Origin of the sequence: Okeania sp. SIO1H4 (assembly GCF_010672695.1) — a bacterium.
GTDB classification, from domain to species: Bacteria; Cyanobacteriota; Cyanobacteriia; order Cyanobacteriales; family Microcoleaceae; genus Okeania; species Okeania hirsuta.
Genome location: NZ_JAAHGB010000007.1, coordinates 101,700 through 124,318 on the forward strand (window position 1 = coordinate 101,700; position 22,619 = coordinate 124,318).

Here is a 22,619-nt window from a genome sequence, read left to right on the forward strand (position 1 = left end):
GGTGCGGAATGTGGGTTTTAGTAGCACGGTAAGCTTTTTTCACCACCTACGAACTACGACCTACAATCTACGACCTTCTTTAAATATTTAATTAATTTTTATTTGTATTCATATAAAAAGAGCTTAGCAGTGGAAATTTCTCTTGATAATTTGTGGAACCAAGTTTTAGAAAGATTGCAATTACAATTAAGCCGACCTACTTTTGAAACATGGATTAAAACAGCCAATGCCCAACAACTAGAAAATAATTGTTTGGTAATTTGTACACCTAACCCTTTTGCTCGAAATTGGTTACAGAAATACTATGTAAAAACTATTGCTGATGTTGTACATGATATTCTCGGTCATCCTGTAGAAATTTACCTAACTACGACAGTGGGAGAAAGTGTGGGTAAAGATAATTCAGAACTTATATGGTCTGAAAATAAGGTTGCCGATCTTTCAGAAAGTTTATCTAATCAAAAGCCTAAACCAGCAAATCTAAATCCGAAATATATGTTTTCTAGGTTTGTTGTGGGTCCGAATAATCGTATGGCTCATGCAGCTTCTTTAGCAGTAGCAGAATCTCCAGGAAGAGAGTTTAATCCTTTATTTTTATGTGGTGGAGTAGGTTTAGGAAAAACTCATTTAATGCAAGCTATAGGTCATTATCGTTTGGATATTTTTTCTGATTCTCAAATATTTTATGTTTCTACGGAAAAGTTTACTAATGATTTAATTGCTGCTATTCGTAAAGATAGCCTCCAAAGTTTTAGAGAACATTATCGAACTGCCGATGTTTTGTTAGTAGATGATATTCAATTTATTGAGGGCAAAGAATATACCCAAGAAGAGTTTTTTCATACTTTTAATACTTTGCATGAAGCTGGCAAACAAGTAGTATTGGCTTCCGATAGACCTCCTAATCAAATTCCTAGTTTACAAGAACGTCTTTGCTCTCGGTTTTCTATGGGATTAATTGCTGATATTCAAGCTCCAGACCTGGAAACTAGGATGGCAATTTTACTGAAAAAATCTGAGTATGAAAATATGATTTTGCCTAGGGATGTAATAGAGTATATCGCCTCTAGATATCCTTCAAATATTCGGGAGTTGGAAGGTGCTTTGACTAGGGTTGTTACTTATATTTCTATTTCAGGTTTGCCGATGACTGTAGAGAATGTCGCACCTATTTTAAATCCACAAAATGAAAAATTAGAGGCATCTCCAGAAGCAGTTATTAAGGCTGTTTCAGAAGTTTTTAATGTGTCTATAGAAGATTTAAAAGGAAGTTCTAGAAAACGAGAAATTACTTTGGCCAGACAAGTTGGAATGTTTTTGATGCGACAACATACTGATTTAAGTCTGCCAAAAATTGGGGAGTTTTTTGGTGGAAAGGACCATACAACTGTTATATATAGTTGCGATAAGATTGCCCAGCTACAAAAGAATGATTTAAACTTAGGCCAAACTCTCAGGCAGTTGAGCGATCGGATTAATTTTTCTAGTCGTCATTAAAGATTGTTTCTAATGTGAATGTAAAAAAATGAATCGGGAGTTAGTACTCAGGGATTGGGAAAAATGATTTTCTATTTATACTGGAATCAAGGTTTTTCTTAACTACTTAAAAAAATTAATGGAGCAGTATTTTTTTAAACTGATATAATACTTTCCCTAGATGGTCTAAGTTACTTACTTCTATTGACATTTTCTCCTCTTTTTTGATCTTCACCTCTTGTCTAGAATTACAGTTTGAGGTTTTTTTTCTTGAGTCTAAATACTTACTCAAGTCCCCCCTGTTTATGTACTACATTTTGTCGTGCGGAATGTGGGTTTCAATATTTTCAAGTTTCTGAGTTCATAGATTGTATGAATAACATAATACAGGAGAACAAAAATTAAGTTTTCCACAGGTTTTCCACAGGGTATTTATTGATGAAATCATCGATATAATAGGGATTTTTTGGGTTTTCCACATTTTCCACAGATATTAACTTGAGATTTTATTACGGCTTTGTTGCGGCTTTGTTGCGATCGCAACACTCCCCTGCGAGAGAAATTAATTAGAATTCTACTTTATAGCTTTCTGGCTTACAGTTCTGTATCATACGATTAAGTATAGACCATTGTATGAACAACTCCACTGCTTGAGTATCAAATTTTCGTTGTCGCAACTTGCCTCCAAATATCACTTTGAGCCTCAACATTGTTGTCTCAGATAAGGAGCACCGATGGTATCCACTCTCACGTTTCCATTTTTTACGTCCCACTCTACGAATCTCTCTAAGATTGGAGTCCCTGGGATGAGCTGGAGCCTTACAGTTGCCATGATGCCAGATGATTGCATTTTTACGGGGTGGTATGGTTGGTTTTGCTCCCCTGTTACTGGCCTCAAGGTAACACTTGCATTGATCATAGGCTCCATCACCAAAGACTTGCCTAATCTCACCTTCTACTCCCTCCAATCAGTCGGAAAATACTTGATCGTCACTAACTATTGTTAGTTGTGACCACGGCACTAACAATCTCTCCAGTTGCTTCATTGACGCCCAGATGCAATTTACGCCATGTCCGACGTTTGCTTATACCATGAACTCTTGTTTTCAATTCTCCCTCTCCATACACTTTTACCCCTGTAGAGTCTACGACTAGATGCATGGCCTCTTGGGCGACGGGGTGGGACTACTGGTATTTCAATATTCAATTTACTCAGGCGACGGGACAAGATACTGTGATCTGGTACTGGTAGCTCTAATTCCATTAAGGTAAATATAGATTCCAACAATCCCTCGGTTTGTCGTCCTGCCAAGTTAAATAGAGTAGCCAGGGTGGCCATTAATTCAATAGCGACGTTACTGTAGGTGTTAGATGCCCCCCGACATCCAGTTTTTTCTTGGTTTAGCCACTGCTCTATGACTTAATCACGCTCGCCAAAATGTCAGATTCCCCCTTTGTTTCAAAGAAGCATCATATTCAGACCAATTGCTTACTCTATAACGAGACTTGGACTTAGACTTTGGTTTAGACTTACTCATCTCTGGATTAGGATTTTGGTTTTTTGTGCCACTTACAGGTATTTTTACCCTAATTCCTCTTTTTTGTTTTTTGTGCAACAAAGCCCTTAAAAGGAGTAGTTTTTACCCTTGATGCTTTACACTGCCAAAAAAAACCGTGGCGGGAATTATCGAAACTCAAAATGATTATTTAGTCAAAGTTAAAAGGAATCAACCATTATTATATGCACAAATAGAACAGCAAGTTAAATCAAGCAAAACCGTTAAAAGGTATATAAATGACGAAAAAACTAGAAATCGCAAGACCATAACAGAAGTAGAGGTTTTTCATATACCGAATAATCTTGATGATTTATGGCAAGATGCAGGTTGTGTAATCAGAGTCAAACCCAGTGGTAATCGTGGGTCAAAATCAGTAGAAAGTATCAGTTATTACCTTTGCTCTCTCTCAGGGTTATCTGCTAGTCTAGGGTCTGGGATTCGAGGACATTGGTTAATTGAAAATCAACTAAATTGGGTAAAGGATGTAATTTGAGAAGAAGATTTCAGTCCTCAAAAATCAGGCTTTTCTGCCATCAATTTGTCGATGAGCGAAAACTTGGGTGTTAACTCTACTAAGGATACATGGTTTTGCTGGAATTAAAGCAGCGAAGCGCGTACTTGAGTAATCATCTCAAATATATACTTTCTGTTTGTACTTAAGTGTGGTATTAAATCGATTTTTTGATCTGAATTAATATGAAGTTGCGATCACACAGCAGAGGGCAATTTCTGGGTTAGTTTGACATTGGTTGGTGGCGATAGTACTACACACCGCGACGCGATCGCACTGCTTTGCATCACAAAAAATGGCCAGTTAAGCTAATATTAGGCCAAACTTGGGGTAAAGTCTGCTCATGACTCTATAAGTCTACACCTAGAGTGAGAATGAAACAGCCCTGCCCTCCTGGCAGGGGAGCGTCGGGAGGAAAACCAATCAACCCATGCGGTTCTTAAAATAATGTGCTATTCTCAAAAGAATAAAGCTGCTGGGGTAGCAGTTTCAGTCTGTGGAGCGACCGTAAGGCCAAAAAGAGCTTCGATCTTGGAGGCAGGTGCTATGTTAGCGCAGCTCCTCTGTCAAGAGGCAGCAGAAGGTCTCTATGAGTGATTTTAGGGAATCCCGCGTTGTCGCTTAAGCACAACGTCGGCAGAATGTTAAGTTAGAAGTCTACATTACTTAACCTAAGAATTTTAGAATTTAAGTCCCTGTTGACATCCTCCCCGCACCTGAAGGTGCGGGGATTTTCACACTCATGTGAAAATTTCCTCTTTCGTCAAGTCTCCTCATCAGATTTTTCTGTAACAATTCGCTTAACAATTGTTCTTCAGACCTTATTACACTGACTATAAAAAGCTATCCTTCTAGGGTGCAGCTTTAAACCCAAATTATTGGTAAATTTTTTTTAAAGCTTCTAGTTCCAGTAATAATAGTAAACTCCAATGAAATTAACTTGTACTCAAAGTGACTTAAATAGTAATCTTTCTCTGGTCAGTCGTGCAGTTCCTTCTCGCCCTAACCACCCAGTATTGGCAAATGTTTTATTAATAGCAGATGTAGAAAATCAACGCTTAGAATTAACAGGGTTTGACTTAAGTTTAGGTATTCGTTCAAATTTTCCGGCAGTTGTAGAAACAGGTGGGAGTTTTACTTTACCGGCCAAATTATTTAATGATATTGTCTCCAGATTACCAGATGGTAATATTACCATTGATGATGATGAAGGGGAAGCGATCGCCACTCTTACTTCTACATCTGGTCGTTATCAAGTTAGAGGTATGGGAGGAGAGGAATATCCGGAATTACCAGATGTGGAAGGTGGGGAGGTTGTCAATTTACCACCGGAAGCTTTGATTAATGGTTTGAGAGGAACTTTATTTGCCACAAGTCCTGATGAAACAAAACAAGTGTTAACAGGAGTACATTTAAAAGTACAAAAAGATGGTTTAGAATTTGCAGCAACTGATGGTCATAGATTAGCAATTGTTAAGACTGAAAGTGTGGCACCAGAGGGTGAGTCAGAAGTAGAAGAGATTGAAGAAATTGAAGAGTTTGAAGTAACAATTCCTGCAAAAGCTTTACGAGAGGTTGAACGAATGATTGGAATGCGTCAATCATCTGAAGCTGTTGCCTTGAGATTTGATGAAGGTCAGGTAATTTTTGAGCTAGGAGAACAATGTTTAACGAGTAGAAAATTGGAGGGTCAATATCCAGCTTACGGACAATTATTACCTGATAAGTTTACTAATCAAATTAATGTTAATAGGAAAGAATTTTTAGGAGCGGTGGAAAGAATTGCTGTTTTGGCTGACCAAAAGAATAATATTTTGAAGTGTTCTATTGATAGTGTTAATCAGGAGATTTCTTTATCTGTAGATGCTCAAGATGTTGGTAGTGGTAGAGAGTCTATGGCAGCACAAATTTCTGCTGATGAACCGGAAGAAATTGCTTTTAATGTGAAATATTTGATTGAAGGGTTAAAGGCTATTCCTTCAGCTTCAGAAATTTCAATTCAGTTAAATACTGCTACAAGTCCGGTGGTTTTAAATCCATTGGGTGGGGTGAAAATGACTTATTTAATTATGCCTGTTCAGTTGAGAAATTAGCTGTTAACTGAATTTTGCCCCCCTAGCCCCCCAACTTTGGGGGGAATAAGAGTCAATTTGCTTCTAAAAGTCCCCCAAAATTGGGGGATTTAGGGGGCTTGGATGTAGCAAATTTCTCAAGCAACCTCTAATGCAGATTAGTTGGAAACTTTTGCTAGGAATTTTCCCCTAAACTTCCTTCAAAAATTATTTGACTGATAACTGATAACTGATAACTGATAACTGATAACTGAATTTTGCCCCCCTAGCCCCCCAACTTTGGGGGGAATAAGAGTCAATTTGCTTCTAAAAGTCCCGAAAATTGGGGTATTTAGGGGGCTTGGATGAGGTAATTATCAATTATTCATTATCCATTATCAATTAATTAAACAACTACTTAATAGACTTATTATGGCTAATCAAAAAATAGACATAGAAGAACTTCTAACAAATCTCTACAACTCCTTCGATCCATTTCAACCATTACCAGCAGGAGACCCTCTTTATGTTGACTGTAAAAAAGTCCGAGGAGATGGAGATGTTTTAGTAGATTTAGGCAGAAAAATTAAGCGTTCAAATAGGATGACTTGTCAACTTTATGCTGGTCATCGTGGGGCAGGAAAATCGACTGAATTACTCAGACTTAAACAATATCTAGAATCACAGAAAATATTTGTGGTTTATTTTGCTGCGGACGAACAAGATATTGATGCGGAGGATGCGGAATATACAGATATTTTACTGGCTTGTACTCGTCATTTATTGCAAGATTTAAAAGATGCTGCTGAACCTAATTCTGTAGTTAATTGGTTAAAAGATCGTTGGCAGGAATTGAAGGATTTAGCTCTGACAGAAATTGATTTTGAGAAGGTAAATGTTGATGTAACAATATCTGCTTTTGCTAAAATAACGGCAAATTTAAGAGCAGTACCAACTCTCCGTCAGGAAATTCGGCAGAAAATTTATCCTCACACTGTTACTCTAATTAAAGTTTTGAATGAATTTATTAATGATGCTAAGAAAAATTTACCCAATGGTTGTACAGAATTAGCAGTAATAGTTGATAACCTAGACCAAATAGTGCCAGTTATTCAAGAGGATAAACGGACTAACCACGACCATATTTTTATAGACCGCTCCGAACAATTAAAAGCATTAAACTGTCACATTATTTATACAGTTCCTATTTCTATGGTCTACTCCCATAGAGCAGCAGATTTGAGATAATTTTATACATATCCCCAGGTTTTACCGATGATTATGGTACAGAAACCTGATGGAAGTAAATACGAACCAGGATTTAATAAAATTAAAGAGTTAATTATCAAGCGAGAGGAAAGATTTGCTCCTAATCTTTCCCTAGAAATTGACCTATTTGATAGTGAAGAAACTTTGAATCAACTTTGTATAATGAGTGGTGGTCATGTACGGAATTTACTATTATTAATTCAGTCAGCTTTTGATTATACAGATGATTTACCAATTCCGAGAAATGCTATCCGCAGGTCAATAACAGATGCTAGAGATATTTATCGGAAAACTGTGGATGATAATCAATGGATAAGGTTAGCTGAAGTGGCATTTTCTAGGGAAGTACCTAATGATGATAATTACCGCAGTTTAATGTTTAATCGCTGTATTTTGGAATATTGTTATTATGATGATGAGGGAAAAAAGCGACGTTGGTATGATGTTCATCCGTTGATTAAGGGAACTCCTGAGTTTAAGAAAGCTGTTGAAAGTATTACTCAGAAAGTTCAGTAGTATATGGAATTTTTTCTACTATTGCGTATAGGGCAATAATAGTTTCATTTTCTGAAGCACCATAACTTGAGAGATGAATATGGAATTTTTTCTACTATTGCGTATAGGGCAATAATAGTTTCATTTTGTGAAGCACCATAACTTGAGAGATGAATATGGAATTTTCTCTACTATTACGTATAGGGCAATAATAGTTTCATTTTGTGAAGCACCATAACTTGAGAGATGAATATGGAATTTTCTCTACTATTACGTATAGGGCAATAATAGTTTCATTTTGTGAAGCACCATAACTGGAGAGGTGAATATGGGAATTTCTCTACTATTGTGTATAGAGCAATAATAGTTTCATTTTGTGAAGCACCATAACTGGAGAGGTGAATATGGGATTTCTCTACTATTACGTATAGAGCAATAATAGTTTCATTTTGTGAAGCACCATAACTGGAGAGGTGAATATGGGATTTCTCTACTATTACGTATAGAGCAATAATTGATTCATTTTGTGAAGCACCATAACTGGAGAGGTGAATATGGAATTTTCTCTACTATTGCTTATAGAGCAATAATTGATTCATTTCCTGAAGCACTATAACGTGGGAGGTGAAAATGAAGCAAGCGATCGCTCAAAATAAGACTAACAAATTAATCAGTATATTCGTGGCATAATCCGTGTGAGTATCTCAAAAGCTATGAACCAAGATTTAATAGACTGGGATGAGAATTTATTGAAAGACCCAGAAACAGAATATAAAGCTATAGTTAGGTCTCTCAAAAGAACGTCTGGTTTTAGATTGTTGTTTGTAGAATGTTCTCCCGCAGAAGGAACCAAATTAATTGAGAAAATTAAGGAAGATGTTCCCCAGAAAAAAATCGAAGTTTTGCGGTTAAATGAACCAACAAATAATTTATATAATCTGGTTGCTGGTTTGCCAAATAGACAGGATATTAATATTTTATTTGTGACTGGTTTGGAAAATTCCCTGTATGAATATGAGTTGAATAAACTGAAAAATGGTTGGAGTAGTAATGAGAGATATAGTTATAGTAAAAAAGGTGTTCCTCCAATTTTAAGTCACCTGAATCAACATCGAGAAAAATTCAGAGATGACTTTAAAATTTGCTTTGTTTTTATCGTACCTGTGTATGCTTTAAAATATTTTATTCATCGTTGCCCAGACTTTTTTGATTGGCGTTCTAATACATTTGAATTTAAGTCTGACCCGGAGTTAGTAGCTCAAGAATCATCTCGAATTATTGAGGAAGGAGATTATCATAAATATAAGAGTTTAACTTGTGAAGAAAGAAGACAAAAATTTTTAGATATTCACAATTTAATCGAAGATGAAAATAATACTGATGAAGATAAAGAAAAGCTATTAGTTCAACAGGGGTTGATTCTAGGAACAGAAAGTAAATATGAAGAGGCGATCGCTGCTTATGATAAGACTATAAAAATTCAACCAAAGCAATATGAAGCTTGGCACAATAAAGGCGTTACTCTATATACTTTAGGCAAATATGAAGAAGCGATTTATGCTTATGATAAAGTTCTATAAATTAAACCAGAATATCAGGAATATTGGGTAAATAAAGGCGTTTGTCTGTTAATTTTAGGAAGATATGAAGAGGCAATTTATGCTTATGATAAAGTTCTATAAATTAAACCAGAATATCAGGAATATTGGGTAAATAAAGGCGTTTGTCTGTTAATTTTAGGAAGATATGAAAAGGCAATTTATGCTTATGATAAAGCTTTATAAATTAAACCAGAATATCAGGAAGCTTGGGTAAATAAAGGCGTTTGCCTGTTAATTTTAGGAAGATATGAAGAGGCGATTTATGCTTATGATAAAGCTCTAGAAATTAAACCAGATTTTTACGAGGCTTGGAATAGTAAGGGTAATTGTATGTTATATCTAGGCAGGTATGAACAGGGTATTTATGCTTTTGATAAGGCTCTAAAAATTAAACCAGATTTTTACGAGGCTTGGAATAGTAAGGGTAATTGTATGTTATATCTAGGCAGGTATGAACAGGGTATTTATGCTTTTGATAAGGCTCTAAAAATTAAACCAGATTTTTACGAGGCTTGGAATAGTAAGGGTAATTGTATGTTATATCTAGGCAGGTATGAACAGGGTATTTATGCTTTTGATAAGGCTCTAGAAATTAAACCAGACAAAAACGAAGCTTGGGGCAATAAAGGCATTGCTCTGTCAGCTTTAGAAAGATATGAAGAGGCGATCGCTGCTTTGGAAAAATCTCTAGAAATTAAACCAGACTATGAAGCTTCGATTAATAATCTTGGCTTAGTTAAATATGAAATAGGAAAAATAGATGAAGCAATAGAACATTGGCAAGCAGTAATTGAAATTAATAACCAATTTGTAGAACCTAAATTAGCAATAGGAGTTGCCCTCTACAACAAAGGCAAAATTTCTGAAAGTTTAACAATAGCTGAAGCAGCATTAAAATTAGACAAAAGTTGGGGAAACTTACAGCGTCTCAAAAAAGAACTTTGGGGCGAAAAACTATTAGCAGATGCAGCAAAATTATTAGAAAATCCTCAGATAAAAGTCTTACTATCAGAGAGCAAGGAGTAGGGAGTAGAGAAAAATTATTTTTCCCTTTCTTTCAACCGACATTCCGCACTTCATGCTGTTGTAGATATTTTTTTAGCTGTCGAGGGTAAATAACTTAAAATTTCGATTTTCTCGAATGCTTCTTCTGGGAAGACTTTTGACTTTTCCTATTTCTTTTAAGCTTTTCTCTCTGCTCAGTCACTTCCGGGGGCGGACCATAATCTCCATTCGAGAAGTAGATTCGCTCTACAATATGTTGTGGTTCCACCTCAATCCACAGCCGAGCTCCGCCTGCTTGACTGTCGTTCGGTTGATGTGGCTGATAAACGATTTGGCAAGGTCCATCAATTTTGAGAGCGTGACAATAATCTTTCTTACCTCCTACTTTCACAGCAACTGCTGGATGAGAAGTTTTATTGTCTCGGTTATAGTCAATAGTCTTTCGTAAAACATGAATAAAGGTATTGCCTGTACGTTGATTCTTGTTCCAAGTACCTTCTGGACCGCGACGACCTGGTGTAATTTCTGGCATCCCGCGACCATTAACTGGAATCATCCAAAACCTTTTAACCTTACGAGCACCTATAACTCTGCCTTCTTTTAGTAGTACCCGGAGTCTAGCAGTGGAAATATTAAGTAAAAATGCTGCTTCTGTTGTACCTATTTCCATATTTATCAAAACTATTTCGTAAGAGTTTTTAATTTAATATCAAAAAAAATAATTTTTTAGTCTGTGAGGTAATAATACATAAAAATGGCTGATGGTTCAAGTTTATCGAAGACTAACTTTTAATTTTCTCTTGTAGGAGCATACTTAAATCTAATCTTTGTGCTTTAAGCAAAAGAAAAAAATCAAAACCTGCTCCCACAAAAAAATAACTAACCTAAACTTTTACCGCCTCAGCAAACCTAATCTTCAAATAATCATCCTCCATTTTTGCCCCCGCAGGTTGCAAAGCTGCCAAAGCTTGAGGCAAAACCAAATTCCGACGATGATTACCAATTCTAATATTCAACTCATCGCCAGTTTTATTCAATTGAATTTTCTCTTTAGGAATTCCAGGCAAATATAATTGCAAATTATAATTACCCTTTTCTTGCACTACCTTAACAGTATTTTCCTTATAATAAACCTGACTAGGATCTTCATCTCCATACAAAGTTTCTTTCAATCTTTCCAAAGCAGCCAAACCACACATCTCCTCAGAATAAAGAGGTACTTCTTTCACTGGCAAAGGTCTAAAATTATCGTGAATTTCTTGCCGATATTGCTGTTGATTTTCCTTCCACTTTTTAAAGAAAGGGTCAGTCACAGAATCAGGAATAATCCGATTAGCTACTACTAAATCTGTAGAAACATTGTACAAACTTAAATAAGCATGAGCGCGTAAAGACTCTTTAATTACCATCTTTTCAGGATTAGTAACTAACCGTACAGAAGTCTTTGTATTATCAGTTAAAACCTTTTCCAAAGCCTCAATTTGTTCATAAAATTCATAAGGAGCATCCATCACTTCCTTATCAGGCAAAGAAAAACCAGTAATAGGTTTAAAAATAGGTTCAAAAAGAGGTCTTAATGCTACCGACATTCCCTGCAAAGGCTTATAAAACTTCCTCATATACCAACCTCCCACTTCCGGCAAACTCAAAAGTCGCAAAGCAGTACCAGTCGGAGCAGAATCAATAATTAAAACATCATATTCGCCCTCATCATAGTGACGCTTCATCCGCACCAGACCAAAAATTTCATCCATTCCCGGCAAAATTGCCAACTCCTCAGCTTGCACACCATCCAAACCCCGCGCCTGCAAAACCTGAGTAATATAACGTTTTACAGCTCCCCAGTTTCCCTCCAGTTCCATCAAAGCGTCCAACTCAGCACCCCAAAGATTTTCCCTAACCTTCCGAGGTTCGTGGCTCATTTCCATATCAAAGCTATCTGCTAGAGAGTGAGCTGGATCGGTGCTGAGAACCAGAGTTTTATGGCCTAACTCCGCACAACGTAATCCCGTTGAGGCGGCCACTGATGTTTTCCCAACCCCACCTTTTCCTGTCATTAATATTACACGCATTAATTACTTAACCTTTTCTGAAAAATTTTTACATATTTTAACTTTAACGGGTTTTTGAGTTTTCCAGCATATGGGGAATCTCGCATATCATACAAATCCGGGTTAAAAAAAAGGTGTATATCTAAGTAGAGTTTAGCCAGGAATAGTTGGTTAACTTTTTGATTTCTGTTGTCATTGTTGATAAAGTACGACACCTTTGAACTCAAATCTCTTCCATTTCTTCTATACTTTCAAAATGTCTATTTATCAGAGGTTCATATACTAATGCCCATAATCTTTCTGCCGGTTGTAATTCAGGGGAATATGGAGGTAAATATTCTCTAATTATCCCTAATGGGACTTTAACTTTCTGACTTCTGTGCCACCCAGCTCTATCTTCTACTAAGATGATTTTTTTTGTTTCTGATAATCCCGCATCAACAGCAACAGTTTCATATACTAAATTTAACCACTTGGTATTAACTCGTGGTATTAAATACCAATAAGTTTTTCCAGTTTGGAGTTCTATAAACCCATATACATACCGACGCTGCTCTACGAGACAGGGCGGGATTCCCTAACACCGCTGGTAAGGGCTTTCTGTTGCCTCTTGACAGAGGAGCTGCCCTAACATAGCACCCGCCCTCCGGGATTTACTCCCTTCTGGTCTTACGGTCGCTCCACAGTACGTCGCCAATCCGACGGCTCCCCTAGACACTGCGAGTCCCACAGCCAAAATGTTTATACTTGCATTTATGTCCCGGTCATGGTGACTAGCACATTTTGGGCAATCCCACTCTCTAATATTTAGAGGTAATTTTTCTACTACATGACCACAATTAGAATAACGCTTAGAACTAGGAAAATATCGGTCAATTTTGATTAATGTACGGCCATACCATTCAGCTTTGTATTCTAATTGCCTGACTAACTCTCCCCAGTTGGCATCACAACCCACCTCCATCTCCCTCCCGGGAGGGGAGCAAGAGGGGTGGGTTGTAATTCTTGACCATGTTTTTTACTCCTAAATCCTCAACTACTATCCTTTGGTTTTCTCTAATTAGTTGGGTTGTTAGTTTATGGGTATAGTCAAGCCTTGAATCTTTAATTTGGCCGTGTATGATAGGCACTTATTCACTGTGCGACTAATTCCTCTTAAACTACTGCCCTCAAAATCAGCCTGTATAACCATGCGCATTTGTTCAGGTTGATGGGTAGCTCCTCCCCAGGAGGCACTTGTCTACGATAGTATAAAGTGTCGAAAGTTTAACTGTTTGCCCAGCATTCCGCAGGAAAAGTTTGTTGACATTTGGGACAATAATTATCGTTGACTTCCTTTACTGGTCTTTCCATGATACCCGAGTTTGATGATGGCCATACAAAGGAAATTCCATGATGATTGAAAGTATTTAGGGACAATAATTATATGATCATTCCCACACTTTCTTGATGCACAACCCATTAATTTACTTGAAAAAGCTGCTTCAAAACATCTAGTCGAGAAATATCCCAATAGTCAATATGACTGTTAATAAGTCCATCCGTATTTAGTTTTAATTCACTCCATCCTGGTATTACCATTCTAGGCTTCCAAGGCAAAGGAGCTGTCCAACTAAGTGTCCAACGGGTTTTAATTAAATCTCCTAACTGACTAATATCGTGTAATTCAAGTTCAATATCGTTAAACCAACTTTTCATAAAACCGATCATTTTTTGATAACGCTCAATCCCTCTAAATTTATTCAATGGGTCTTTAAAGTAAACATTTTCTGCATAGATAATGTAGGTTTGATCGGCAGGAAATTTTTGATAATCTTGTTTAAGTATTGAAATAATATCCATTTTTTTAGTTGAATTTTTTACTGTAAAATTAGACACTTTTTCTCAGTTTTTGATTTGTTTTTTACTAGAGTTATTGAATTAGTTATAACTTATCAGTAAGTGCTTCAGCATTTAGACTTTATTTCCCAATGAGCCACTAAGGGAAGACTGTCGCGGAGAACAGCGGTACAACCACGCGTCGGCGAAGCACATTAGCTCCTCTATCAGAAGCTAGAAGCAAGTTGTCACAGGAGGTTTTTCGATAAGTATACAAATAGATTTGATATAACATAATAAAACTTAGTACTTGACTCAATTCAACCTAAAACCTAACACTTAATACCAAATTCAAAAAAGGTCGCTACAGTATTAATCTCAAAACTCCTACCAACAGAATAAAGCACTGTAACAGTATTTTTTGAAAATGGTATAACATCTTCTTACTTATGGTTCCACTTCCGGCTATAAACGCTCTAATTGATAACGCCAAACTGCCAAAGTTTTTTCACGACCTTCTGAATTCATATCTATTTTTCCCATTAAACCTTCTGCATAAAAGCGTTCTAAAGTTTGCATGGTTACTTCTAAAGTTTGTCCTTTAAATTTTGCTGCTTAATTACTTCGACAATCCGATTTTCTATTACTTCATTAAAATAGCTATAGATACCTTGTTCTTTTAAATCAAGCAATCTTTGAACCCACATTTTCACTACATTTTGTAGTATGTAAAAGCCAGAAAGTTTGAGTAAGTATTTAGACTTAATAAAAAAATCTGGCGTTGCTGAATTGAGCTATGAATTTGTTAATGGTACTTAGACATTTTATGGTCGAAAAATGGCTAAGAGTCAGTCTAGGCAAGGGAATTACGTCAACCCCCTAAAAAGAGCTGGAACCCTTGTTAGTTAAGGATTTATACCTTTTTGAAATAAAACTCTCTACCTGTATATATTTGAAGCTATTTTATTTGATCACTCTATTTTGTGTAAGTCCCATTAAACTGAAGTACCCGAATACTTCAGATAGCAATCGCTATTCAGAGGAAAATTTGCTCACGGGGTGACAAGCACTTCAAAAACATTGTTAGATAGGGGTTTAAAGGCTATAGGTGAGTGTTAAAATGTGAGATAATTTGTGATGATAATCATCATTATTGGCGAAGGTGATGGGTTCGCGATCGCGAACCCACACCATTACATCTAGTTGATTTATTTTTCAACTAAATTTTGCTCAAAACACTAATGTAAGCCAATTAAAAAATTTTTTTTTAATAATGGGATGAATGGTAAGAGGTTTAGGGTAAATAATTAGAGTTGTCGCTAAATAAAGGGAAAAAATCACTCTAACCTAGACAGAGCAATAATTCCCAGCATTTTTGCCATCCAATAGCTACAATCCTTACAGAACAAGGTTTTTGGGGAATTTTTAAGTTATAAAGCGACAAGTCTATTAAATATTATTTAACATTGACAGAGCTTTTCATCCCCTTTGATAATTCAACTTTTTCATCCGATTAAAATTGATCATATCTGTGACAAGTTCAACTAAATATTCCCCAGCTATGACCCACAATTCACAATTGCATTCCTACCCAAAAATTGCTATGTCTTCTATCTTTTCGTCCCAGCTGTGTTAATCTACAAATATAATTTTGATCCCCAGATTTTTTGATGAGTTTACCTTGATCAAATGAAGCTGTATCAGCACTCTTCGATAAGTAAAGTTAAATTGGTCAGACGTTGTGTATTAGCTCGACTACCTTCTAGATTATATCCCCCTGTTTGACAATCTTTAAACATAGCCTCAATGCTCATTCGAGAGGGATAAATTCTGAGAACTTCATCTAAATTATCAATATTTGTCAATAAATACCAAAGTTCTTTTTCCATCTTATTTTTATATTTTCTTTTCCAATAAGCAACTAAATTAAAACCTCCAAATCCTTTGTAATCAGTGAGATTAATGTGACTCAAAAATATTTTGGTTCCTGGAGATACAGGTAAATTCCGATTGGGGCTGGTATTTTTGACGAGTTTTTCTATAGGTAGTATCTTGTTTTTGTCGGAAGATCAAATTAATTTTTGGAGTTCTATCTCTAACTTTTAGCCAGTGACATAACTCTACATCGTGTTAGCGGAGCTTTGCGTTAGCAAAATTCCCCCTGTCCAATAACCACCAGTTTATATTTTTTTAATCACCGTAAAACTGATTTAATAAGTGCCTTTTGCTCCGCTAAATTAGTAGAGCCTTTTTGGAGCAAAACTTGCAAGTAAATAGGTAATGCTCTTTTTTTGTAGATAGTGGCTATCACGAAGATATGATGATTTTTCCATTGTCTTCTATCTATAGTTAAAATTAATTGACTACCATCAACAAATTCTCGACTCATAATCATCATGATCATTGGAAACCAAAACAATGGAAGGCTCAAAGAAAATAATGTTAAAAATCTTTGTATATGTTTTCGACTACTTTCATATGTGATTGGTAAAGGAAAACAACCAGAAATGCCTTTATATTTTGACAGTTTTCTGTACCGTTAATCACCAAACTAAAATTTTTAAAGTTTGGACTTGAGTATCACTCCAGGATTGTTGAAAATATGACTCATACAATAATGAAAATTGCATTTGGTTGGTCTATTTATGTAAGTGGATCGACTTTTTCTACCATAAAATGTGAGTGATGACTACCATCAACAATTGAGATAAAAATCAACTTGAATTGGGGGAGAAGGGATTGGTAGGCTTCACGTGCCAACCCCTTCTCTAAAAATGATGATCATTATTATTGAGGAAAAATCCAGATTTTATACAGAGGTATAATCATTGAAACTATTGCCCCACAATAGGTTTGAGGTGCTTGTCACCCCCTGAGCCAGACTCAACAATTAGAGGGAACTAATGGGATTGTCAGACAGCAGATAGGTCGGTGACATCGCACCCCAGAATAAATTTGGTCAGGTCTGGGAACAGATAAAGATCACAGTTAGGTTGGCGTTTGCGGAGCGTGGCATCAGGCGTATCGCCTACTTTAATTGGATTTGGGTTCATAGTCCCAATCACAATACTGCTGCCCAAAGAGCTGGGTTAGGATTCGCGGAGGATACCGTCAGCAGTATCGCTCCTTGGAAGTGGAATGAGCTGATACCTATCCCACACTTTGCGCTCTGCACTAACCAGTTATAAGGGCGATCGCTTTACCTTACAAAACTTTACAAACACTTTTTTAGCAAGGTATAAATGAGCGATCGCTACTTATACCTTAGCTATCAATAGTTAAACTGCTGATTTTTCATCTTACCCATTCCAAAACAGCTTCTTGCTTTGTATTAGTGCGACGTTCGGGGGTTTCACGAGCGAACTTCATGTGTATAGAACGGTTTTGTTCGCCATCCACTGCCACTGCCATGATAGGATAATCAATTAAACCATCAGGGAAGGCCATCTGGAAACGGAAAGTACCATCAGAATTGAGTTTAATAGGTCGTCCACCAATAGTGACAGTAGCATCTGGTTCCGTTGCACCGTGAATAATAAGTTCGGCATCAGCAACTAACCAGAACTTGCGGGGACGAACTGGTGGCATAGAAGCAGCAACACCAGACATATTCATGCCCATACCAGAAGCAGTTAAACCTACCCCTGACATATTCATGCCCATACCAGAAGCAGTTAAACCTACCCCTGACATATTCATGCCCATACCAGAAGCAGTTAAACCTACCCCTGACATACTCATACCCATGCCCGAAGCAGTTAAACCTACCCCTGACATATTCATACCCATGCCCGAAGCAGTTAAACCTACCCCTGACATATTCATGCCCATACCAGAAGCAGTTAAACCTACCCCTGACATATTCATGCCCATACCAGAAGCAGTTAAACCTACCCCTGACATATTCATGCCCATACCAGAAGCAGTTAAACCTACCCCTGACATACTCATACCCATGCCCGAAGCAGTTAAACCTACCCCTGAAGCAGTTAAACCTAGACCTGACATACTCATACCCATGCCCGAAGCAGTTAAACCTACCCCTGAAGCAGTTAAACCCATGCCCGAAGCAGTTAAACCTACACCAGACATAGTTTTACCTAACCCCGACATATTCATGCCCATACCGGAAGCAGTTAAGCCTACCCCTGAAGTTGTTAAACCTAACCCTGACATATTCATGCCCATACCGGAAGCAGTTAAACCTACACCAGACATAGTTTGACCTAACCCTGACATATTCATGCCCATACCAGAAGCAGTTAAGCCTACCCCTGAAGTTGTTAAACCTAGACCTGACATATTCATGCCCATACCGGAAGCAGTTAAACCGACACCGGACATAGTTTGACCTACCCCCGAAGCAGTTAAACCGACACCAGACATAGTTTGACCTAGACCTGACATATTCATGCCCATACCGGAAGCAGTTAAACCGACACCGGACATAGTTTGACCTACCCCCGAAGCAGTTAAACCGACACCAGACATAGTTTGACCTAACCCTGACATATTCATGCCCATACCGGAAGCAGTTAAACCGACACCGGACATAGTTTGACCTACCCCCGAAGCAGTTAAACCGACACCAGACATAGTTTGACCTAACCCTGACATATTCATGCCCATACCGGAAGCAGTTAAACCGACACCGGACATAGTTTGACCTACCCCCGAAGCAGTTAAACCGACACCAGACATAGTTTGACCTAACCCGGAAGCAGTTAAACCTACCCCTGACATGGTTTGACCTACACCAGACATATTTATGGCCATGCCAGAAGCGGTTAAACCTACACCAGACATATTCATCCCCATGCCAGAAGCAGTTAAACCGACACCAGACATGGTTTGACCTACCCCCGAAGCAGTTAAACCGACACCAGACATATTCATGCCCATGCCCGAAGCAGTTAGACCAACACCAGACATGGTTTGACCTACCCCCGAAGCAGTTAGACCAACACCAGACATGGTTTGACCTACACCAGACATATTCATGCCCATGCCCGAAGCAGTTAGACCAACACCAGACATGGTTTGACCTACACCAGACATATTCATGCCCATGCCCGAAGCAGTTAAACCGACACCAGACATGGTTTGACCTACCCCCGAAGCAGTTAAACCTACTCCTGAAGTTGTTAAACCTACACCAGACATATTGATGCCCACACCAGACATAGTTTGACCTACCCCCGAAGCAGTTAAACTCACACCAGACATAGTTTGACCTACCCCCGAAGCAGTTAAACCCACACCAGACATAGTTTGACCTACCCCCGAAGCAGTTAAACCTACACCAGACATGGTTTGACCTACCCCCGAAGCAGTTAAACCTACACCAGACATGGTTTGAGTAGCTCCAGAGATATTGCCACCAGATGACCACATCCCTACACCTGATGCCATAGTATAGGAACTGACTCCTTCTTCAATCATTTGGCCTGAACCAGGAACCATTTGAATAGAGCCAAACATAGAACCAGCAATCCTTTGATTCTCGACTTCAGCTATGCCGAACATCTCTTCATAAATATCATCGGGACGATCGTGAAAAGTAATTTTGCGACTAGCAGGAACCAGTTCCATAAAGGTTTTCCCACGTAAATCTTCATCCCAACTTACTGTAATGAATTGGTCATCAATCCAATCTGAGGGATAAACTGGTGGAATATGCACTCGCTCAGAACTAGCTAAAACTAACCACCGACCATCAGCACATCGATACCCTATTTCCACAACATAGTCGCGATCGCTTACTGGAATTGGTATGTACCATTCACGAGCTAATTCATCACAAGGATATTCCTGAATGCTGTGGGGACTTTGGTAGCTTAATTTGATGTCAGTTACATCATAGATACGCAGCGCTAACTGCTGTCCCCCCTGACGACGTAACTTTTCTTTCTGTCCATTAGGAATATCCCAATAGGCGTAGGCCCACTCTGGATCTCGTGGCATTAAAACTATTCGGCTTTTAGTATACCCATTGGGTAAATCTGTTAAACCTTCATCAATGGATGAAAGAAAATCATCATTTTTGTTTTCTTGCCCTAACTCAAATTTTTTTGCTTCCACCTCTTCTTGTGTTTCTAATGCTGAAGGTGGAGCGGATGAGGTATGGCTAATACCTTGAGCTTCCATCACTGATGCCAGTAGTTGTGCTTTACGCATTCTGCTGTAACGAGATATACCTAGCTCACTAGCGACTTTGCGTAGTTGTCTCAAAGTCATCTCTTCTAAGGGTGGACGTTCTTGAACCATTCTGTATGTTCTCCTTTTTTTTGACAGTGTTTAGTATTTCATTTCCCAAAACTTAACAGGAAATTACATCTAATTTTCTTGTTTTTTTGAAGGACTCTTTTTCCCGATCCAACAAATACTTGAAGGCTCTTAAGAGTTTCGAGATATATAGAAACGATCAGAACAGCATTTTTTTGGGATCGCCGGGATCGCCTTTAAATGTATATCTTGCAGAATATTTTAGATTTGGTCAAGAGTGCTTACTTAAAGATTATGAGTATACATACGGGTTTATAGGCAATTCTGGAGTTCTAATGTTACGGTTTCTTAACATTACTGATGTTATAATAAATCATAATATTATCAATTAATAAATATATCTTATAATTATACTAAAAATTACTAATAAATATTCTGATTAAAAGTGGCAGAAGTTTGAAGCAATCCATAGATTTAATGTAGGCGTTGCATAAATGTGCTTGGGATTTTATATGATGTCCGGTTGAACAGTTATAAATAAATAACGACGGAGGAGTCAGTCCTCAGTCCTCAGTTCTCAGTCCTCAGGAGGGAAGACAGAAGAAGGAAGAAGAACAACAGGAGAAGAAGGAGAAAGTTTTTTATCACTAATTATCCGCACATGATATTAATAGTTTTGTGGAAGTGGAATGGGTATCTTGCCCGTTCCCGTTCCTGATATTTACAAAAGCAGAGTGTGGGGAGAGTGGGAAATTTGGGAGGAATAATTGTATCTGTATCTGTTCTGTGCTTGTCTGTCTTTTGTGTTAAATTTTTGGCGTTGCTGAGTGGTAATGATTTTTAGATTAAGTATCAACGCAAAACATAAGTTTTTCAATTTTACCTTCAGCTAATAGACATCTCCAAGAATAAAAAATCAATATCTATATCCCAAAGAAATTATCAATTTTTTACCCCTACAGCAAAGCTGCCTACTGCCTACTCCTTATGCGTGGTGGAGATGTCTAATTATCATTACATTTAAGCAACGCCAAATTTTTGGTAACTCCAGCTCAAAAGTAGGCACTTTTTTTCGCTCAAAAAAGGCTAAAACTTTTATATTTCAGTACTTTGATATTAGATCGGTAATCCCTAATTATTAATTATTATTTATTAATTGTTGAACCGTTCCTGATATGGCAATGAGCGCTCAGGTATTTACAATGTTCAGCTCACAGTACAGCCTGGAAAAGGTTTACAAAAAATAATGTGTAAATATGCCAGCGCACATTGCTATATTTTCACTCCTTGGCAGGATACCCACCCCACTTATATTTCCATTCGTCCCTCAGCAATGCCGATGTAATGTAAATAGGGTTTGCAGCAAAAAGTATGAGTAGTAGGGGTAGGAGACAGCTATACTGGAGACAGCTATACTGGAGGAACAGGGAATGAGCGAGGAGGTAGGAGTAAGAATTTTCCCAAGCAAGATTGTTCTGCCATAATCATCCCAAAATACTAGCTTTATGCAGTTGGTATCCACCGAAAAGCTGGTACTTTTTTAGAACAAAAAATGCTAAAAACAATATCAGTTAATGCTTTAATATTTAATCAGCAAGCCCTAAATATTTAGCTGTCAGCTATCAGCTTATTGCCTTGTAGGAGGTAAAGCTGTTCCCTAATTAATGCCGATGTAATGTAGGTATTTAGATGTCAGTTATCAGCTTATTGCCTTGTCAAGAAAGAATAGCTCAGTTGTGCTATGGATATGGAATAATATTTATAGAAACACTAAGAGAGTTATACAAGTATGGCTTCATTTTTAGATGGTGACTGTCTATCTAATTATGCTGAAAAACCCAATGATTGGAAACCATCAGGAAAAAGAATAAAGCGTCGTTTGTATAGGAGTGGTAATAATTGTTTTGTGAATGCAGACTGTAATAGACATCTCCAAAAATACTCAAACGCCTATCTTAACTATCTTTAGTGGAGCGATAGCGTAGGCTTAACCGGAGGCGACCGCTACTCATTAAAATAGTTAACTTGTACGGTTTTATGGTTATCAGAAATACTTTGTGTTACTAATCTAAATAATTGCACTTTGATTTCTTATTTTTATCTCAATTTTTTATGATTTTTACTAATATAAATGAACCTATTATTAATCGGATAATACCACATATTTTCAAGATTACTTTTTGATAATTATTATCTTTTAATCTCAATCTTTCTCTAGGAACTCCAAATATTTTAATTAATCTTATTACATGGTCTACAAATCTTCTATTTTTGGCTTTTTATTGATTTTCTTCTTTGATTTATGGTGACATTTCTTTTTTTATTGGCTTCTTTTTTGGTGTAGTTGTTCTCTCTACTCCTTCATCAGCTTTATCTCCTTGATATTTTTGTTTTTTATCAAAATTATGCTGTTGTTCTCTTAATATATTTACATCACTTACCGAATCATTAATAATTAATAATTAAATAATTCGCGCCTTGAAGCCGACTCTTTTAAGGGGGAAAAAAAGACAATCTTCCTTATATTCAATTCCGTAACGGTTTTAACCCAGATTCCG

The 22,619-nt window shown here is 37.3% G+C and carries 19 protein-coding genes and 3 pseudogenes; 12 read left to right on the forward strand and 10 right to left on the reverse strand.

The window, feature by feature from the left end:
- The first annotated feature begins 129 nt into the window (after window positions 1-129).
- Complete coding sequence (dnaA, locus tag F6K06_RS07990) at window positions 130-1,497, forward strand: chromosomal replication initiator protein DnaA (protein WP_124145679.1); 1,368 nt, start codon at window positions 130-132, stop codon at window positions 1,495-1,497.
- A gap of 545 nt (window positions 1,498-2,042) precedes the next feature.
- On the opposite strand, the pseudogene F6K06_RS07995 reads toward dnaA, so the two are convergent.
- A pseudogene (locus F6K06_RS07995) lies at window positions 2,043-3,014 on the reverse strand (IS5 family transposase).
- Window positions 3,015-3,150: 136 nt separating this feature from the next.
- Here F6K06_RS07995 and F6K06_RS08000 point away from each other — a divergent pair.
- The 8 genes from F6K06_RS08000 (at window position 3,151) to F6K06_RS08020 (ending at window position 9,988) form a co-directional block, all read left to right on the forward strand.
- On the forward strand, window positions 3,151-3,528 hold the full coding sequence (locus F6K06_RS08000) for an ISAs1 family transposase (protein WP_161564590.1): 378 nt from the start codon (window positions 3,151-3,153) through the stop codon (window positions 3,526-3,528).
- Between the two features lie 947 nt (window positions 3,529-4,475).
- On the forward strand, window positions 4,476-5,639 hold the full coding sequence (dnaN, locus tag F6K06_RS08005; RefSeq protein ID WP_124145677.1) for a DNA polymerase III subunit beta: 1,164 nt from the start codon (window positions 4,476-4,478) through the stop codon (window positions 5,637-5,639).
- A 390-nt stretch (window positions 5,640-6,029) separates the two neighbouring features.
- Window positions 6,030-6,845 carry an ATP-binding protein gene (locus F6K06_RS33805; RefSeq protein ID WP_338043206.1) on the forward strand — a complete coding sequence of 272 codons (816 nt, stop codon included), beginning with the start codon at window positions 6,030-6,032 and terminating at the stop codon, window positions 6,843-6,845.
- Between the two features lie 33 nt (window positions 6,846-6,878).
- A complete protein-coding gene (locus F6K06_RS33810) occupies window positions 6,879-7,382 on the forward strand; it encodes a hypothetical protein (RefSeq protein ID WP_338043205.1) in 504 nt (167 codons plus the stop codon).
- Window positions 7,383-8,074: 692 nt separating this feature from the next.
- Complete coding sequence (locus F6K06_RS08015; protein ID WP_124145676.1) at window positions 8,075-8,941, forward strand: tetratricopeptide repeat protein; 867 nt, start codon at window positions 8,075-8,077, stop codon at window positions 8,939-8,941.
- Complete coding sequence (locus F6K06_RS33815) at window positions 8,942-9,043, forward strand: tetratricopeptide repeat protein (protein WP_353734824.1); 102 nt, start codon at window positions 8,942-8,944, stop codon at window positions 9,041-9,043.
- Window positions 9,044-9,145, forward strand: a complete 102-nt coding sequence (locus tag F6K06_RS33820; protein ID WP_353734825.1) for a tetratricopeptide repeat protein — start codon at window positions 9,044-9,046, stop codon at window positions 9,143-9,145. It begins immediately after the preceding gene.
- A complete protein-coding gene (locus F6K06_RS08020; protein ID WP_287323218.1) occupies window positions 9,146-9,988 on the forward strand; it encodes a tetratricopeptide repeat protein in 843 nt (280 codons plus the stop codon).
- 94 nt (window positions 9,989-10,082) lie between these two features.
- Here F6K06_RS08020 and F6K06_RS08025 read toward each other — a convergent pair whose 3' ends face one another.
- From F6K06_RS08025 to F6K06_RS08050, 8 genes are all read right to left on the reverse strand, one after another.
- Window positions 10,083-10,637 carry a DNA-binding protein gene (locus tag F6K06_RS08025; RefSeq protein ID WP_192901183.1) on the reverse strand — a complete coding sequence of 185 codons (555 nt, stop codon included), beginning with the start codon at window positions 10,635-10,637 and terminating at the stop codon, window positions 10,083-10,085.
- 214 nt (window positions 10,638-10,851) lie between these two features.
- Window positions 10,852-12,039 (reverse strand): TRC40/GET3/ArsA family transport-energizing ATPase, encoded by a 1,188-nt coding sequence (locus F6K06_RS08030; protein WP_124146668.1) that lies wholly within the window; start codon window positions 12,037-12,039, stop codon window positions 10,852-10,854.
- Window positions 12,040-12,241: 202 nt separating this feature from the next.
- Window positions 12,242-12,592, reverse strand: coding sequence for a transposase (locus F6K06_RS33825; protein ID WP_353734826.1), 351 nt, complete (start codon window positions 12,590-12,592; stop codon window positions 12,242-12,244).
- 3 nt (window positions 12,593-12,595) lie between these two features.
- Entirely contained in the window at window positions 12,596-12,982 is a 387-nt protein-coding gene (locus F6K06_RS08035; protein ID WP_353735322.1) for an RNA-guided endonuclease TnpB family protein, read from the reverse strand.
- The gene (locus F6K06_RS34525) at window positions 12,966-13,148 is read right to left on the reverse strand and encodes a transposase (RefSeq protein ID WP_353735323.1); all 183 of its coding nucleotides are present in this window, start codon (window positions 13,146-13,148) and stop codon (window positions 12,966-12,968) included. The genes F6K06_RS08035 and F6K06_RS34525 overlap by 17 nt, the downstream gene beginning before the upstream one ends.
- 331 nt (window positions 13,149-13,479) lie before the next feature.
- On the reverse strand, window positions 13,480-13,860 hold the full coding sequence (locus F6K06_RS08040) for a DUF2358 domain-containing protein (protein WP_124146679.1): 381 nt from the start codon (window positions 13,858-13,860) through the stop codon (window positions 13,480-13,482).
- Between the two features lie 1,676 nt (window positions 13,861-15,536).
- Entirely contained in the window at window positions 15,537-15,725 is a 189-nt protein-coding gene (locus tag F6K06_RS08045) for a hypothetical protein (RefSeq protein WP_287323209.1), read from the reverse strand.
- Between the two features lie 305 nt (window positions 15,726-16,030).
- Window positions 16,031-16,225 carry a hypothetical protein gene (locus F6K06_RS08050; RefSeq protein ID WP_205127493.1) on the reverse strand — a complete coding sequence of 65 codons (195 nt, stop codon included), beginning with the start codon at window positions 16,223-16,225 and terminating at the stop codon, window positions 16,031-16,033.
- A 492-nt stretch (window positions 16,226-16,717) separates the two neighbouring features.
- Here F6K06_RS08050 and F6K06_RS08055 point away from each other — a divergent pair.
- Window positions 16,718-17,014 (forward strand): annotated as a pseudogene (locus F6K06_RS08055) (hypothetical protein); the annotation flags it as partial.
- 387 nt (window positions 17,015-17,401) lie between these two features.
- Window positions 17,402-18,061, forward strand: a complete 660-nt coding sequence (locus F6K06_RS33830; RefSeq protein WP_353734827.1) for a hypothetical protein — start codon at window positions 17,402-17,404, stop codon at window positions 18,059-18,061.
- Window positions 18,062-19,488: 1,427 nt separating this feature from the next.
- Here F6K06_RS33830 and F6K06_RS33835 read toward each other — a convergent pair.
- A pseudogene (locus tag F6K06_RS33835) lies at window positions 19,489-20,103 on the reverse strand (DUF4912 domain-containing protein); the annotation flags it as partial.
- 1,747 nt (window positions 20,104-21,850) lie between these two features.
- Here F6K06_RS33835 and F6K06_RS08070 point away from each other — a divergent pair.
- Window positions 21,851-22,030 carry a hypothetical protein gene (locus F6K06_RS08070; protein ID WP_192901178.1) on the forward strand — a complete coding sequence of 60 codons (180 nt, stop codon included), beginning with the start codon at window positions 21,851-21,853 and terminating at the stop codon, window positions 22,028-22,030.
- Window positions 22,031-22,619 lie beyond the last annotated feature (589 nt).

Excerpts from the sequence above, each read along its gene's own strand:
- F6K06_RS33805 (WP_338043206.1), top strand. The coding sequence starts at position 6,030 with ATGGCTAATCAAAAAATAGACATAGAAGAACTTCTAACAAATCTCTAC.
- F6K06_RS08030 (WP_124146668.1), bottom strand. The coding sequence starts at position 12,039 with ATGCGTGTAATATTAATGACAGGAAAAGGTGGGGTTGGGAAAACATCA.
- F6K06_RS08050 (WP_205127493.1), bottom strand. The coding sequence starts at position 16,225 with ATGAGTCGAGAATTTGTTGATGGTAGTCAATTAATTTTAACTATAGAT.
- dnaN (WP_124145677.1), top strand. The coding sequence starts at position 4,476 with ATGAAATTAACTTGTACTCAAAGTGACTTAAATAGTAATCTTTCTCTG.
- F6K06_RS08025 (WP_192901183.1), bottom strand. The coding sequence starts at position 10,637 with ATGGAAATAGGTACAACAGAAGCAGCATTTTTACTTAATATTTCCACT.
- F6K06_RS08070 (WP_192901178.1), top strand. The coding sequence starts at position 21,851 with ATGGCTTCATTTTTAGATGGTGACTGTCTATCTAATTATGCTGAAAAA.
- F6K06_RS33810 (WP_338043205.1), top strand. The coding sequence starts at position 6,879 with ATGGTACAGAAACCTGATGGAAGTAAATACGAACCAGGATTTAATAAA.
- F6K06_RS08045 (WP_287323209.1), bottom strand. The coding sequence starts at position 15,725 with ATGGAAAAAGAACTTTGGTATTTATTGACAAATATTGATAATTTAGAT.
- F6K06_RS08035 (WP_353735322.1), bottom strand. The coding sequence starts at position 12,982 with ATGGAGGTGGGTTGTGATGCCAACTGGGGAGAGTTAGTCAGGCAATTA.
- F6K06_RS08040 (WP_124146679.1), bottom strand. The coding sequence starts at position 13,860 with ATGGATATTATTTCAATACTTAAACAAGATTATCAAAAATTTCCTGCC.
- F6K06_RS08015 (WP_124145676.1), top strand. The coding sequence starts at position 8,075 with ATGAACCAAGATTTAATAGACTGGGATGAGAATTTATTGAAAGACCCA.